This is a genomic window from Pseudomonas sp. AN-B15 (assembly GCF_019056475.1).
Taxonomy (GTDB): Bacteria; Pseudomonadota; Gammaproteobacteria; order Pseudomonadales; family Pseudomonadaceae; genus Aquipseudomonas; species Aquipseudomonas parakoreensis.
On the sequence record NZ_CP049737.1, the window covers coordinates 2785151 to 2799785 of the forward strand.

12 protein-coding genes and 1 pseudogene are annotated in these 14635 nt (G+C 59.2%); 8 read left to right on the top strand and 5 right to left on the bottom strand.

Going from position 1 to position 14635, the window contains the following annotated elements; translation table 11 throughout:
* The first annotated feature begins 10 nt into the window (after window positions 1-10).
* From GTQ41_RS12565 to GTQ41_RS12595, 7 genes are all read left to right on the top strand, one after another.
* Entirely contained in the window at window positions 11-436 is a 426-nt protein-coding gene (locus GTQ41_RS12565; protein WP_007955109.1) for a biopolymer transporter ExbD, read from the top strand.
* Window positions 437-439: 3 nt separating this feature from the next.
* Window positions 440-1144 carry an energy transducer TonB gene (locus GTQ41_RS12570; RefSeq protein ID WP_047294116.1) on the top strand — a complete coding sequence of 235 codons (705 nt, stop codon included), beginning with the start codon at window positions 440-442 and terminating at the stop codon, window positions 1142-1144.
* Between the two features lie 39 nt (window positions 1145-1183).
* On the top strand, window positions 1184-2881 hold the full coding sequence (locus GTQ41_RS12575) for a putative porin (protein WP_047294118.1): 1698 nt from the start codon (window positions 1184-1186) through the stop codon (window positions 2879-2881).
* Window positions 2882-2899: 18 nt separating this feature from the next.
* On the top strand, window positions 2900-3529 hold the full coding sequence (locus GTQ41_RS12580) for a hypothetical protein (RefSeq protein WP_047294120.1): 630 nt from the start codon (window positions 2900-2902) through the stop codon (window positions 3527-3529).
* A 21-nt stretch (window positions 3530-3550) separates the two neighbouring features.
* Window positions 3551-4021, top strand: coding sequence for a YbjN domain-containing protein (locus GTQ41_RS12585; protein WP_047294122.1), 471 nt, complete (start codon window positions 3551-3553; stop codon window positions 4019-4021).
* A complete protein-coding gene (locus GTQ41_RS12590) occupies window positions 4018-4965 on the top strand; it encodes a peptidylprolyl isomerase (protein WP_047294124.1) in 948 nt (315 codons plus the stop codon). The genes GTQ41_RS12585 and GTQ41_RS12590 overlap by 4 nt, the downstream gene beginning before the upstream one ends.
* A gap of 165 nt (window positions 4966-5130) precedes the next feature.
* Window positions 5131-6108 (top strand): LysR family transcriptional regulator, encoded by a 978-nt coding sequence (locus GTQ41_RS12595; protein WP_047294126.1) that lies wholly within the window; start codon window positions 5131-5133, stop codon window positions 6106-6108.
* Between the two features lie 181 nt (window positions 6109-6289).
* Here GTQ41_RS12595 and GTQ41_RS12600 read toward each other — a convergent pair whose 3' ends face one another.
* The 4 genes and pseudogenes from GTQ41_RS12600 to GTQ41_RS12615 all read right to left on the bottom strand — a co-directional run bounded on the left by GTQ41_RS12600 (window position 6290) and on the right by GTQ41_RS12615 (window position 12851).
* The gene (locus GTQ41_RS12600; RefSeq protein WP_052912743.1) at window positions 6290-8851 is read right to left on the bottom strand and encodes a hypothetical protein; all 2562 of its coding nucleotides are present in this window, start codon (window positions 8849-8851) and stop codon (window positions 6290-6292) included.
* A 170-nt stretch (window positions 8852-9021) separates the two neighbouring features.
* The gene (locus tag GTQ41_RS12605; protein WP_047294128.1) at window positions 9022-9393 is read right to left on the bottom strand and encodes a hypothetical protein; all 372 of its coding nucleotides are present in this window, start codon (window positions 9391-9393) and stop codon (window positions 9022-9024) included.
* Window positions 9394-9854: 461 nt separating this feature from the next.
* The gene (locus GTQ41_RS12610; protein WP_047294130.1) at window positions 9855-12296 is read right to left on the bottom strand and encodes a hypothetical protein; all 2442 of its coding nucleotides are present in this window, start codon (window positions 12294-12296) and stop codon (window positions 9855-9857) included.
* A 184-nt stretch (window positions 12297-12480) separates the two neighbouring features.
* Window positions 12481-12851, bottom strand: a pseudogene (locus GTQ41_RS12615) (DUF6124 family protein).
* Between the two features lie 387 nt (window positions 12852-13238).
* Here GTQ41_RS12615 and GTQ41_RS12620 point away from each other — a divergent pair.
* Entirely contained in the window at window positions 13239-13748 is a 510-nt protein-coding gene (locus GTQ41_RS12620) for a GNAT family N-acetyltransferase (protein WP_047294132.1), read from the top strand.
* A 114-nt stretch (window positions 13749-13862) separates the two neighbouring features.
* Here the strand turns inward: GTQ41_RS12620 and GTQ41_RS12625 are convergent, their stop codons facing one another.
* Window positions 13863-14555 carry an aspartate/glutamate racemase family protein gene (locus GTQ41_RS12625; RefSeq protein WP_047294134.1) on the bottom strand — a complete coding sequence of 231 codons (693 nt, stop codon included), beginning with the start codon at window positions 14553-14555 and terminating at the stop codon, window positions 13863-13865.
* Window positions 14556-14635: the final 80 nt, after the last annotated feature.

Sequence of the window (14635 nt, forward strand, 5' to 3'; positions counted from 1 at the left end):
GAGCATTGCCATGGCGTCCGTAAATGCCTCCCACGACGATGACGAAGATGCAGCGGTGGACAGCATCAACATCACGCCACTGGTGGACGTGCTGATGGTGGTGCTGGTGATGTTCATCCTCACTGCCACGGCGCAGGTCTCCGGGATCCAGATCAACCTGCCCAAGGCCAGCGCCGCGGTGTCGCTGTCGGAGGCCAAGACCAAGGCGATTTCGGTCAATGATGGCGGTCAGGTGTTCCTCGATGCCTACCCGGTGACCCTGCCGGAGTTGGAAGAGCGCCTGCGCATCGAGAAAGCGCAGAACCCGGACTTCCCGGTGATCGTGCGCGGCGACGCCACGGTGCAGTACCAGAAGGTCATTGAAGTGCTGGATCTGCTGCGCCGGCTCGAACTGTCTCAGGTCGGTCTGGTGACCGGCAAACCGACGCAGGGTTGAGTGATGACCGCACAACTTCCGATTGAGCCGCTGCCGGTGAAGCGCTCGCCGTTGCGTTACCTGAAGTGGGGCGCCGGGCTGCTGCTGGGCGCGTTCGCCGCGTGGTTCCTGTGGCAGTGGGCCAATGACATGAGCGGCATCCGCCGTGAAGCGCCGAAGGTGCCGACGATCATTCCGTTGCCGCCACCACCACCGCCACCTCCGGAAAAACCGCCGGAACCGGAAACCCCGGTGGAAGAAAAAGTCGTCGAGCCCGAGCCAACGCCCGAGCCGCAAGAGGTCAAGCCCGAGGAGGAGGCGCCGCCATCACCGGCGGACGATCTTGCCAACCCGATGCAAATCGACGGCGACGCCCAGAGCGGCAATGACGCTTTCAACATCGGCGCCGGCAAGGGCGGCGGCATGGCCGGAGCCGGTGGCGGACGCTTGGGTACCGGCACCTACAGCCAGTTCCTGGCGTTCACCTTCCAGCGTTTGCTGCGCGAGAACCCGGACCTGCGCAACCTTGCGTTTTCGCTGCAGGCCGATGTGTGGCTGAGCAGCGTCGGCGAAATCACCCGGGTCGAGCTGGTCAAGTCCAGCGGCAAGCCCGAGATCGACACTCAGGTGCTGGCCGCATTGCGCAACGCGCCGCATCTGAGCGAACGGCCACCGGCCTCCATCACCTTGCCTGTGCGCCTGTCCCTGCAAGGGCGGCGTCCGGGTTAACCGAATTCATAAAGCTGTATGAAAAGGAGTTGTGTGCAGATGATTTCCAACGTGAATCGATTGTCCCTGGCGGTCGGCATGGTCATCGCGACCCTGGTCGGTCAGGCCGCGGCAGCGCCTGCGCCTTCGGAGAACGCCACGATCAATCTGATCCGCTTGCTGGTCGAGCAGGGCATTCTGAAACAAGACAAGGCCGACGCGCTGATCGCTCAGGCGCAGAACGAAGCGGCGCAGGCCAAACAGGCCGCCACTTCCACCGCCGTAGCGGCCGGACCGGTAGCGGCACCGGGCGATGTGCGCGTGCAATATGTGCCGGCCGCAGTGCGCGACCAGATCCGCGATCAGGTCAAGGCCGAAGTCATGGCCACCGCCAAGCAGGAAAACTGGGCCGCGCCCAATACCTTCCCGGACTGGGCATCGCGCATCAGCTTCGACGGCGACATTCGTCTGCGTGACGAATCGCGCTACTACTCGGGCAGCAACAGCAACGAAATCGTCGACTTCGCCAAACTCAACAACAACGGCCCGTACGACGTGAACCCCAACAGCAGCACCAACCTGCCGCTGTTGCTCAATACCCGCGAAGACCGCACCAATCTGTTCCGGCTGCGCGCGCGGCTAGGGATGAAAGCGGTGATCTCGCCGGAATGGACCGCCGGCATCCGCATCGGCACCGGCTCGGACAACAACCCGGTATCGACCACGCAGAACCTCGGCGGCGGTTTCGCCAAGAAAGACATCTGGCTCGATCAGGGTTACCTGAACTGGAAACCGACCGATGAGCTGACCCTGACTGGCGGGCGTTTCGCCAACCCGTTCATGTCCACCGACATGCTGTACTCCAACGACCTCAACTTCGACGGCGTGGCGGCGTTTTTCGACCACAAGCTCAACCGCGACTGGGGTGTGTTCGGCACCGTCGGCGCGTTCCCGGTGGATTACACCAACGACACCAGCACCAGCAATGGCTTCGACAAGGAAGAAAGCGACAACAAGTGGCTGTACGGTGCGCAGCTCGGCGCCAAGTGGGCAATCAACAGCAACAACCGCCTCAAGGGCGCGTTGGCTTACTACCGTTTCGACGACATCCAGGGGCAGCGTTCCAGCCCTTGCGCACCGTGGGCCGGTGCGCCGGGCTGCGACACCGACGGCACTCGGGCGGCGTTCATGCAGAAGGGCAACAGCGTGTTCCTGCTGCGCGACATCACGCCGAACCCGGCCAACCCGACCACCACGCCGCAGCCGCAATTCGTCGGCCTGGCGTCGGAATTCAACCTGCTCGACCTGAACCTGGTGTGGGACGCCGATCTGCCACAAGACTTCAAATTGCGCAGCCAGGGCAACTACATCCACAACCTCGGTTACGACGAAGGCGACATGCGCAAACGCTCGGAAGGGCAGATCGTCAACAACCTCAACAGCAACGGCGAGATCGAAAGCGGCGCCAATGCGTGGATGGTCCAGTTCACCCTCGGCAACGCGCTGGACCTGAAGAAGCAGGGCGACTGGAACCTGTTCGCCGGCTACAAGTACATCCAGCCGGACGCCTTGCCTGATGGCTTCAACGACTCGTCGTTCCACCTCGGCGGCACCAACGCCAAGGGCTATATCCTCGGCGGCAACTACGGTCTGGCGAAGAACGTCTACGCCACCGGCCGCTGGATGAGCACCGAAGCCGTGTACGGTGCGCCGTTCGACATCGACGTCTTGCAGCTTGAGATCAACACGCGCTTCTAAGGCGCCGGGAGTACGGTCATGCACGCACGAGTTTTATGGTTGGGGCTGAGTTTTTTCATCGCGCAAGGCGCGCACGCCGAAGGCATGGAGGAGCGTCTGCGCACCCAGTTGCGCAGCACCACCCAGCAGTTGCAGACCCTGCAGAGCCAGCAGGCCCAGGCCAGCGCCGCGCAACTGGCGGCGCAGAATGAGGCCAAGGCCGCGCAGGCGCAGATCAAGCAATTGACCGCTGAACTGGCCAAGGCTAAAGGCCTGGCCGAGCAGTTGGCCGGCCAGCAGCAGAACCTGCACAACCAGGCCCAAGCGCAAGTCGCCGCCAGTAGCGAACAGGTCGGCAAGTTCAAGAAGGCCTACGACGAGTTGCTGGTCATGGCCCGTGCCAAAGAGGCAGAACGGTCTAAGCTTCAAGCGCAATTGGCTGAACGTGACACACAAGTGCAGCAATGTTCAGTCAAGAATCAGCAGATGTACGGCGTCGCCAAGCAGATCCTCAGCGCCTACGAAAACATTGATGTGGCCGAGGTGATGAAGATCCGCCAGCCCTTCGCGGGCAGCGCCCGGGTCAAGTTCGATGAACTGGCGCAGGGGTTCGGTGACGAGCTCTACAAGACTCAATTCGACGCGCCGCAAGCTGCGCTCGCGCATTGATTAACAAACAAGGAAGAAGTCATGACTCAATTGATCAGCCATGTATCCCCGCAATCCCTGACCGAAGTCCTGCAAGCGGCCGGTTATCGCGTCAACCAGACGGAACAGAACGGCATCGTGCAGTTGCTCAGCGCCAGTCAGGGCATCGGTTATGCCGTGCGTTTCGGCAACCCGGCGGTGGAGCAGGGCAGCTATGTCGATTTCACCTTCAGCTGTGCGCTGCGGGTGCAAGGTGAGTTGCCACAGGGCGTGGCCGAGCAGTGGAACGCCACCCGGCGTTTTGCCCGGTTGTCGTTGCAGGGCGAGTTTCTGGTGATGGAAATGGACGTGGTGGTCGCGGCGGGTGTGAGCAACGATCACCTGCGTGGCAGCCTGGAGCTGTGGGACCGTTTGCTGCAGGAATTCATCGTCTACCTGCGTGATTTCACCCAGGCCGCGCAAGCCTCGACAGCCAAAGTCGCTACCACTGAGCAAGAGGAAGTCGCGCTGTGAAAAAGCCTGCCATGGTGATCGGCGCCGGGGCAGTGGCGCTGTTGGTGGTAGCCGTGGCGCTGGTGCTGCGACCGGGTACTGACCCGGTTGCCGCCCAGCAATCGTCGCCGTTGGCGGCGGTTGCTGCGGGGCCGGCCGTGGCGCGACTGGGCAATCAGCAGGTGACGCCGCAGGAGTTGCAGGCGTTGCTGGCGACATTGCCACCGGCAAGTGCCGAGCAACTGCGCGGCAACCGTGAAGCACTGGAGCGCTGGATTCGTACCCGTCTGGCGGAGAAAGCCGTGCTCGAGCAGGCCGACGCTCAGGGTTGGGCGCAGCGTCCGGACGTGGTGCGGCAAACCCGCGCGGCCAGCGAGCAGATCGTCTTTCGCGATTACCTGCGCTCGGTCAGCACCGTGCCGGCGGACTATCCGAGTGCGGCCGAGCTGCAACAGGCGTACGACGCTGGCAAGGCCAATTGGATGACTCCGCCGTTGTATCGGGTCAGCCAGATTTTCCTCGCGGTGCCGGATGCCCAGAGCCTGGACGCCGTGCGCAAACAGGCGGCCGAGCTGAGCAAGAAAGCCCAGGGCACGCCGGGGGATTTTGCCGCGCTGGCGACTCAGTACTCGCAGGATCGGCTGACCGCCGAACGCGACGGCGACAGCGGGCTGCAACCGTTGCAGCAACTGGTGCCGGAGGTGCGGGGGGCGGTGGCTAAGTTGAAGGTCGGCGCGGTGTCCGACCCGGTGCAGAGCGCAGCCGGTTTCCATGTGATCAAACTCACCGAACAGCAGCCGGCACGTACCGCAACCCTCGATGAATTGCGCGATCAACTGACCCAGGCCTTGCGGGCGCAACGGCAAGAGCAGATTGCCCAGGCGTATCTGGACGGGATGCTCAATACTGCGACGCTGAGTATCGACGGGGCCGAGCTGAACAAGGTCCTCGAAACCCACCAATAACCCTGTGGGAGCTGGCTTGCCAGCGATGGCGGAGTGTCAGGCAACACAGGGGCTGGATGTGAGTCCCCCATCGCTGGCAAGCCAGCTCCCACAGGATCTTCACAGGTTCAGACGTTCCATACCGCGCCGGAAGCATCAACAACAAAGATCGACAGGGAGTCATCGATGTCATTCACCGAACCCGCAGGACGACAGGGTAGCCCCGACTATCGCTGGGCACAGGGCGAGCGCGAGCCTTGGCTGGCGCAAGTCGCGAGCATCGATGCCGAGGTCGCGCAATACTTTCTGGTCAGCGCCCGTTGCGGCTGCTTCATGCAGGCCGCCCGCAGCCTCAACGTGCGCTCGAGCCTGCTGCGCAAACAACTGGCGCAGCTCGAACAACAACTGCAATGCGCGCTGTTCAGCTTTCAGGGCAGCGCTTTGAGCCTGACCCGCGAAGGCCAGCAATTGCAGGCGCAACTGATCGCGCTGGCTCACGAACGCAAGCTGCCGGTGATCGAGCAACCCCTGATCAGGCTGGCGGTCGCCGAGTCGATCCTGCATGACATCCTCGGTCGCGACCTGATTGCGTTGCTGCGGCGCAATGCCAGCGTTCGCCTCGAGATCATCGCCCTCGACAGCGAACTGGCTCTGCGCGCCGTCAGCGCCGACATCGTGCTGTGGCTCGCCCATGGTGAAACCCCGTACCCCGGCCCGACCTTCGCCACCAGCGAACCGCAACGCCTCGCGCAACTGGAATACCAGCCGCACATTGCCAAACGCTATTCCCGCGTGACCGCACGGCCAGGGAGCCCGGATGATCTTGCCGATTTCATGCTGGTGCAATGGCAGCATGACCGGCAGATCGATAGCTTCCGGCCGTGGAACAATCTCGTCGAACAGCGCTTGGCCGGGGTGGTGCAGATGCAGTCTTACGAGCTGATGCTGGAGATGATCCGGTGCAGCGCTTGCATTGGTTTGTTGCCGATGTACATGAGCCGGTTTGATCGCGGGTTGGTGGCGTTGCCGGGGTTGTTTGAGGAGGCGATGCGGTTGCAGGCGTGGTTGGCGGTGAACAGTGACTCGCAGGGTGTTGAAGAGGTACAGGTGCTCGTGGAGTTGATTCGGCGGACGTTTAGCGAACGTGGGGAGTGGTTTGAATAACGGTAAAAAAGACGGATTTATCCAGTTAAATAAATCCGTCCCGTTCATTTGCTTTTATTGCAGGCAAATAAATCCGTCACCTTTTATTTTCTCGTAAAAAAGACGGGCTTAATTTAATAAATCCGTCCACTTTTTCCTTGTCCCATTTTTCATTTTTTTTTGCTGTATTAGATGTGTCGGGTTAATTGGTCTTCAGTTTTATAATTTTTATAGAGGTTATGTCGCCCAGATTGCCTTTGGTACCGGCCCATGGAAAGCCGCAAGATACGGATTGATTTACGTCTGCGCTTAAGGTTAGTTCGCTGCTAACTTCGCTCCAGAATGTGCCGAGCGGCGCTGATGCCCAGGCATTATGGAAATGATACCATAAGTTCGAAGTTTGATGAGTCGTTCTCGCTGTTATTGTGAGTTGGTATTTTCCTTTGGTTAAGCTGAATGTCTTAGTAATGGCTGAGAGGGAATTGGTATCGGAGATGAATCGTAAGAATCCATCTTGGCCTTCCTTCATTAATGTCTGAGCTCCGCTACGAACCGACCAACCATTTGTACCATTAGTGAAGTCCGTATGGTCGATCACTTCTCCTTCATCCGCACGAATGCTCAACCTCGCGCTGGCCGTTGCTCTACCACTGACAGCAGTAATTGAATGATCCCCTTCCACACTCCCCGCCTTAACCCCATTAACCGCTATCTTCCCGTCAACGCCGGTCACGAAGTCCTTGGTTCCCGCCCCTCCGGCAAACGTCGTCCCCTGTGGCAAGGTGATGGTGACAGTCTGTCCTGCACTGGGCAGCCCTGCCTGAGTGACAAGCAGTTCAATCCCCGTCACCTGTTCGCCCGTCGTAGCGGTGTAAGGCGCATTGAGAAACGCCACCACGACATCAGGCTGTGCCTGAACGGTGTAACTGCGAACCGGAAACTTCACCGCCAATCCCGCATTGGCCACCCCGTCATAGTTCAAACTGAACAGGATGGTGAACACACTGCCATCCATGAGCCCTTGCAACCAAGTCAACGGTACAGGCCGGACCAGTCCCGGTCCGGCGCTCAGGGCGTCACCATTCAGGTCGTCGTGGAAGACCGGATTACCCTTGCTGTCCACCCCCTCATAGCGTAACCATCCGCTCTGTCCCGACACTTGATGTGCATACGCCGGCAACTGAAGCACGGAGGACGGAAGCAGTTTTGTAGCGTCCAGGTTAGATGTGTCGTTCCCATCAATCGTCGGCACAGGCAGTCTCGGATCGTGATCCGCAATTCTCTTTACTGAGGCGTCCAGTACTTGCGAGTCGTACAGCTTGCCACTACGTTGCAGTACATAACGTAACTTCAACTGTTTACCCATGTTCGCCGCGAGAAATGCGCTGTCCAAAGGAAAGTTGGCCCGGCTTGCGGAATTCAATGGTTTGAAATCGAATGTCGGTGAGCCAGCCCAAGAGCCAATCAGTTTTACGACATCGCCTGAACGGAAACCGAGCACTTCCACCTGGCCGTTTGCACCTTTCAGGTTAGCGGGATCCAACGGGTCCAGAACACCACCCACCGATTTCTGAAAACGTGGTGGCAGCAGATCCGGTAACCCTTCACCCACCACTCGGGCCATGGCCGCGACCGATTGGCCGATAGATGTGCCATTGCGCAGCACCGCATACATGCTCTTCACTGTGCTGCCGGCGATCACCTTGTTATTGTCTACCCACAGGATCAAGACCTTTTTCTGTCCGAACTCGTCGGCTTCCACAACTCCCTTCAACGGCACCACGACGTCGAGTTTACCTTCAGCGCTTGCCGTATAGGTTCCATCGATGACATCCCCCGCAAGCAGGCGCGGGTCGTTGGTCAGCACAATCACTTGCAGTCGATTGGTACCCAGTAACTCCAGGTCGATGATCTCGGACACATCGCCAGGATCGTTCGGGCGTTCACGATAGATCACCCCCTGCAAGCGTTTGCCGTCCAGGTCCTCGTCGACGGTTTGCGAGGCTGACCACACGGCGTCGGGGTCGGGTGTATTGAGGAGTTGGTCAGTCACGGTGAATGAAAAGTCCAGTTTGCCGCTCGGCCTGATGGCCTTGTCGAGGAATGCGCGATCCACGATAAAACACACGGTGGTCGGTGCCGGCGAGCCGGGGTCAGGTGGTTGCGGTGCGTCGTTGGCGCCCACTTCGAAAGTGACGATCTCCCCATTGCACTTGAGTGTGATCGTGTCGTAGGCCCGGCAATAGGGATAGGTGAAGCACACCTGTGCGCTGACAAACCCTGGCCCGACGCCATTCTTGATCTCGTCAGGCAGCGTCATGCCGAGTTCGGAATGGCCCACGATATCGGGGCGGACGTCTTTCAAGCCAGGCCGGATCATGTTGAAGAGCGCTTCCAGCATCGGCGTGGAAGAGCTGAAGTTCTGGCTGTTGCGAAAAATTTCGTAGTACAGCTCGTTGACTCGGTCGGAGTGCAGTCGCCCCACTGGAATACGCATTTCAATCGGGGCGTCCGGGTTGCCGACAGGCTTGCTGTCCAGTGGCGCCACCTCACCCTTTAGCTTCAGCACGATGGTATCAGTCGGATCGACCGTGCCTGCCAGTGGCGGATCGATTCGAACTCTCGCGCCCAGGCCGTCGGGCACCAGATTGTAAATGGCAAGCGGGACACCGATGCGCGCGCCGATAACTGAATCAGTGGCGCCCTGCACGAAAGGAGGTGCCAGCACCAGATTGGTGTTTTGCAGTGAGGTAGGCGTAGTCATGTCGATGCTCCGGCGAGGTAGGGATGCAGGCGTCATCAAACGCTGGATACGTGAAAGCGTCACCTGTCAGATCTGACAGGTGAGCGCTGTTTCAAGACGAATGGTCGTCGGAGAACGGTTTTCCTACAGACGCGAAAACGGCCCATGCGGGGCCGTTTTGGTTTCATCACTCAGGGCTGAGGTTCAGCCGCCACATCCAGATTATCCAGCACCCGGTTCACCGCCAGTTCCGCCAGCATGATCAGTTGCCCGATGCCCAGCAGCACATGCCGCTGCGGCGTATCGATCATCCCGGCGAAATCGCTGGCCATGGTTTTGGCCGAGGTCAGGTTTTCGCAGGCGTCGGCCAGCAGTTCTTCATTCGGGATGCCGGGGGCGATGAGGTAGCGGGTGATGGGTTTGAGCAGCGGCTTTCTGGGGTGGAACGGATTGAGGTAGTGGTCGAGGGCGCGGTCGGCGGCTTCGTGGAATTTCTTTGAATCGAGGGTTTCGTAGGGCGAGGTCGAGTCGGTTTCGGGTGGGTTTGGTGTTGGTTTGATCATGATTGAATCTCCAGAGTCATGGAGCCGCCACGATTCGCTGCGATACGAAAGGGGGGCAGCTATACGCGGGTCGCAGACCGGGACTCTAGAACCGGCAGACCCGAGGGTCTCCCACGTACAGCCGCCATAAAACTGGAGGATGTTGTGCGTCTAGAGATCGCGGGCTGCGAGACCCGATCGCTGATTCATCAGCGACCCGGAGACGATAGAGCCCACCCTCAAGGCGTACAAGCCGGCGGATTCTGGCGGATGCGTAGGCAATGGCGCAAGGCGTTGTGGCTTACCGGACGTTTCGGTCAACGGCTTTAAACAGTCGTGGCGAATCCGTGAAGAAGCGGTTTACATTGAGCGGCCACGCACTGATCCAGGAGGGATTTCTCATGCCTGAGCACGACCCCGCCATTCACTTCGAGCGCTTCAGAATTAAATAAATGCGTCCCCTTTATCATTCCCCAAAAAAATCACAATGATCGAACCAGAAGGCTATCAATATCATAGTCGTTACCATCCATAGCACTTTGAAGATTGACAATCTGAAAAGCAATTTTTCCCGTTGTCAGGGCCGCAGCTCTAAATGAATAATCCTGAAACGGATTACTGGAAATTCTAAATGTTGAAGAAGCACTATTTCCAATGTACAAAACTAAAAGTGCATCATTAGGTGTGCCGGGATTAACTTTTTTTGCGGTTACTCTAAATTCATATGTTCGTCCGCTGAAAACCTCAAACTCCTTCGACAACACTGTTCCAGCATGAGAGCCCGAGCCGGAAGTATTGTTAAATAAATGATATCCAGGGCGATCTTGAGTAGGCCAGAATTGGAGTTCCCTACCTGCAGGACCTTTTATCCAACCACGCATTGATAGATCGTTAAAGTCAGTCAGATCATATAGTGGAGAAAACAGGATAATTCTGAGAGCCCACGCTGAAGACTCCACTCCACTCCCATAATTCGCTTTTACCGTATAACTGTGCTCCCCCGGTGCCTGGCCCGTGAGTGTGTAAGTGTAAACGCCTTTAACATCGACCGGGATCGTGGCTTTAAAGGCAGCATGATCCAGCAACTGGAGCGTGTGACCGGCACTCGCTTTACCGCTGATCACCAGCGTGGTCGCCGTGGTCGACCCTCCCTTCGGAACGAGTGCACCGGTGGCGCTGTTTTCTTTTATCCAGTCAATGATTGCGTTGACGTTGGCCACCACAGTCAGGGTCCAGACATTGGAGTACACAGTCCCGGGGTGATACAGCGACTGAATGTAGAACCGATGGGCGCCCTGAGCGACCGTGATGGTGATCGAATAGTCTCCCGCCGGGTTGGCGGTCATCTTGCCCAACGGCTTCGCGCTCGCGCCGCTGCCATCGTACAACTCGCCCTGCTGGCCAGGGCTCAGCTTGCCTCTAATCACCAGCGTGGTCGCTGTGGTGAATCCTGCGCCCGCAACAGGTTTACCGGTGGCGGTGTCCTCGTTCACGTTGCCGATGGTCGGCACGACCAGTGCCACAGCCTTGATCATGTAGGCCCGATCCGGAAACTCCACGGCCGTCGCCCTGACATTGCTCATGTCCATCGACACCGCGAACTTGATGATCAGTGAAGTGCCATCTCCCAGCTGCTTCAAGTAACTGTTCACCAACGCTTGAGGCCAGAAACCCTGGCTGACCCAAGTCGGATTGACCCGCGCCAGCAGACCATTCCACAAGACCAGATTGTGCGCCGTGCCGTCCGCCTTCTTGCCCTCCAGCGAAAGCCAGCACGGCATGCCATCGGCAATCAGCGTCCAGAGCAAGGCGTGAATCGTCGCGTTCTTCGCGCCCAGCGCGATAACGTCCAGCACGTTGTTCGCGTCCGCTTCCACAATCTTCGGAGGGACCAACGCCGTGGCGGGCAATGGCAGGATATTCAGTGGCAAGACTTTCGACGAGGTCGTAACACCATTGCGTTCGATGACATAGGAGACCTTGATCCCGTTGCCCAGACTGTAGGCCAGCACCGAGCGCGGTACCACGAATTTCAGACCGGCACTGACCAGGCGTTGCGGACTGGTGAAGGAAGCCCCTGGCGCACTGATCGCGCCCTCCCACACGAAGTGGATCTTGTCGCTGGGCAGCAAAGTGCCCGCAGGCACCACTCCCTCGACATTCTGCAACGTCGGATTGAAGTTGTTGCCTGTCTGCCCTGTGACGGAAGGGGGCGGTAAAACAAGTGTGTTGGCAGTGATGACGATGGAGGTCGTCGGCGACACTCTGAGGTTACTCAGTTGATCTTCATTGGTGGCGCTCACTGAACGAGTACCGTCACCGATCTGCTGGAGGTCAAGGGTCGTCAGGGTGTAGGTAACCGGGTTGGCAGGATGGACGTAGGGAATTGTTTTGCTCCACGTCCCCACGGTCAGCGTCATCACGTCATATTCGCGCGGGTAGTCGCGCGTGAGGGTGAACGTGGCCGGCTGCCCCGGGCCAATGCTGGCCGGATGGCTGACCGTGATACCGGAGACCGGGTTGTTGAACAGCACATTCAGTATCGGGGTGGATTGATCTTTATTACCGCTGACCCGGGTGACTTCGTAGTACAGCGTATTGAGGCCATCCTTCATCACTCCCCAAAGCAACTCCATAAAAATGCGGTTGTTCTCTTCGCCCGGCTTGATCGGCTTGATCACGGATGTCGCCTGGCCGTTGACCCACAGCCTTACGGAGTTACCTGCTTCAGAGGGAGTAGAAAACAACGTGACCGGGTCGATCACCATGAAGAGTTTGGTGGATGGCGAATGAATGCTTTCGGGAATGCCGAGATGGTAGGCCCCTGGCGGTTGCAGGTTTTCTACTGCGCCCGGGATGGCCATCGGATATAGCTGGAGCAAGGCGCTGATCTGTGTCGAATTGATGTTGATGCTCGTGCTCATGCTGCTCTCCTGGCGTAGGGTGCGTAGCTATCTTCGGGACGTGCCCCATCACACCGCGATAGAAGAGAACCGTCACCTGTCAGATCTGACAGGTGAGCGTGGTTTCAAGACGAATGGTCATCAATGAACAGTTTTCCTGCAGACGCAAAAACGGCCCGCGAAGGGGCCGTTTCAGTTTCAACACTCAGGGCTGAGGTTCAGCCGCCACATCCAGATTATCCAGCACCCGGTTCACCGCCAGTTCCGCCAGCATGATCAGTTGCGCAATCCCCAGCAGCACATGCCGATGCGAGCCGTCCACCAGCCCGGCGAAGTCGGCGGCCATGGTTTTAGCCGAGGTCAGGGTTTCGCAGGCGTCGGCCAGCAGTTCTTCGCTGTCGATGCCGGGGGCGATGAGGTAGCGGGTGTTGGGTTTGAGCAGCGGTTTTCTGGGGAGCAGGGGATTGAAGTAGTGGTCGAGGGCGCGTTCGGCGGCTTCGTGGAAGGTCTTCGAATCCACGGATTCGTAAGGCGAGGTGGTGTCGGTTCGGGTGGGTTTGGCGTTGGTTTGATCATGGTGAAGCTCCTTGAGAAATGGAGCCGTCATCCATCGCTGCTAAACGAATGGGGTGGCGGCTGTACGCGGGTTAGCAGTCCAGGCTCAAGGATCCCGGCGCACCGAAGTGCCCCACGCAAGCCGCCATAAAACAGAAATGGCGAAACCAGCGTGCCTTGAGAATTGCCGAGCTGCTAAACCCGATCGCTGATTCATCAGCGACCCGGAAACGATAGAGCCGGCCCTCAAGGCGTACAAGCCGGCGGATTCTGGCGGATGCGTAGGCAATGGCGCAAGGCGTTGTGGCTTACCGGACGTTTCGGTCAACGGCTTTAAACAGTCGTGGCGAGTCCGTGAAGAAGCGGTTTAAAGTGACCGGCCACGCACTGATCCAGGAGGGATCTTTCATGCCTGAGCACAACCCCGCCATTCACCTCGAACGCTTCAGCGAATCCCACGTCGAGGGCGTCACCGCGCTTTACAACGACCCGGCCGTGACCCGGCAGGTGTTGCAGATGCCGTTTCAGTCTGCCGAGATCTGGCGCCAACGACTGATGCCGGAAAATGAGCGGATGGTGAAACTGGTGGCGCTGCATCAAGGTGCGGTGATCGGGCATCTCGGACTGGAGGCTTTTTCGCGGATTCGTCGCAGCCACGCCGGCAGTGTCGGCATGGCCGTTGCGCTGGCGTGGCAGGGCAAGGGCGTCGGTTCGAAGCTGCTGGCAGCGGCGCTGGACGTCGCCGACAACTGGATGAACCTGCATCGGGTCGAACTCTCGGTGTACGCCGACAACGAGGCGGCCATCGGGCTCTACCGCAAGTTCGGCTTCGAGACCGAGGGCCTGTTCCGTGACTACGCCGTGCGTGACGGGCAATGGGTCGACACCCTGAGCATGGCCCGTCTGCGTCGTCGATAAGCCAAAAATCCTGTGGGCGCGTGGCTTGCCCGCGAAGAACTCACCGCGGTTTTTCAGGTATTACGCGTCATCGTTCTTCGCGGGCAAGGCACGCTGCCACAGGTTTTGCGCGAGTCAGTCGCCCAGCGCGAATGCCACCGCCGCCTGCGCATGCAGTTCTGTGGTGTCGAGCAGGGGCAGGGCGCTGTGTTCGGGTTTGACCAGCAGACCGATTTCCGTGCAGCCGAGGATGATCGCCTGGGCACCGCGCGCGGTCAGCGTTTCGATCACTCGCTGATAGATTTTGCGTGATTCATCACTGATCACTCCGACGCACAGTTCGTCGTAGATGATCCGGTGCACGTCCCTGCGCTCGGCGTCGTCCGGCACCAGTACCTTCAGACCCTGCGCAATCAGGCGCTGCTTGAGAAAGTCCTGCTCCATGGTAAACGCCGTGCCGAGCAGGCCCACCGTGTGCGCATCAATATTCAGCGCGGCCTGCGCTGCCGGTTCGGCAATGTGCAGGAACGGAATACTGATCGCTGCCTGAATCTGCTCCGCGACCTTGTGCATGGTGTTGGTACACAGCACCACGCACTCGGCGCCGCCAGCCTCCAGCCTGCGGGCAGCATCCACCAGAATCGCCGCCGCATCGTCCCAGCGCCCGGCATGCTGGGCCTGCTCGACCGGGCCGAAGTCGACGCTGTACATCAGGATTTGCGCCGAGCGCAGCGGACCGAGGCGGTCGCGGACCTGTTGGTTGATGAGTCGATAATATTCAGCGCTGGATTCCCAGCTCATGCCGCCGATCAAGCCGATGGTACGCATTGAAGTTCCTCGTTCAATGGCCCGTATTGGAAAAGTCGGGCTCCGGCCGAGTGTCCATCGGTTGCACGACGGATGCCAGT

Excerpts from the sequence above, each read along its gene's own strand:
- GTQ41_RS12565 (WP_007955109.1), top strand. The coding sequence starts at position 11 with ATGGCGTCCGTAAATGCCTCCCACGACGATGACGAAGATGCAGCGGTG.
- GTQ41_RS12570 (WP_047294116.1), top strand. The coding sequence starts at position 440 with ATGACCGCACAACTTCCGATTGAGCCGCTGCCGGTGAAGCGCTCGCCG.
- GTQ41_RS12575 (WP_047294118.1), top strand. The coding sequence starts at position 1,184 with ATGATTTCCAACGTGAATCGATTGTCCCTGGCGGTCGGCATGGTCATC.
- GTQ41_RS12580 (WP_047294120.1), top strand. The coding sequence starts at position 2,900 with ATGCACGCACGAGTTTTATGGTTGGGGCTGAGTTTTTTCATCGCGCAA.
- GTQ41_RS12585 (WP_047294122.1), top strand. The coding sequence starts at position 3,551 with ATGACTCAATTGATCAGCCATGTATCCCCGCAATCCCTGACCGAAGTC.
- GTQ41_RS12595 (WP_047294126.1), top strand. The coding sequence starts at position 5,131 with ATGTCATTCACCGAACCCGCAGGACGACAGGGTAGCCCCGACTATCGC.
- GTQ41_RS12600 (WP_052912743.1), bottom strand. The coding sequence starts at position 8,851 with ATGACTACGCCTACCTCACTGCAAAACACCAATCTGGTGCTGGCACCT.
- GTQ41_RS12605 (WP_047294128.1), bottom strand. The coding sequence starts at position 9,393 with ATGATCAAACCAACACCAAACCCACCCGAAACCGACTCGACCTCGCCC.
- GTQ41_RS12610 (WP_047294130.1), bottom strand. The coding sequence starts at position 12,296 with ATGAGCACGAGCATCAACATCAATTCGACACAGATCAGCGCCTTGCTC.
- GTQ41_RS12620 (WP_047294132.1), top strand. The coding sequence starts at position 13,239 with ATGCCTGAGCACAACCCCGCCATTCACCTCGAACGCTTCAGCGAATCC.
- GTQ41_RS12625 (WP_047294134.1), bottom strand. The coding sequence starts at position 14,555 with ATGCGTACCATCGGCTTGATCGGCGGCATGAGCTGGGAATCCAGCGCT.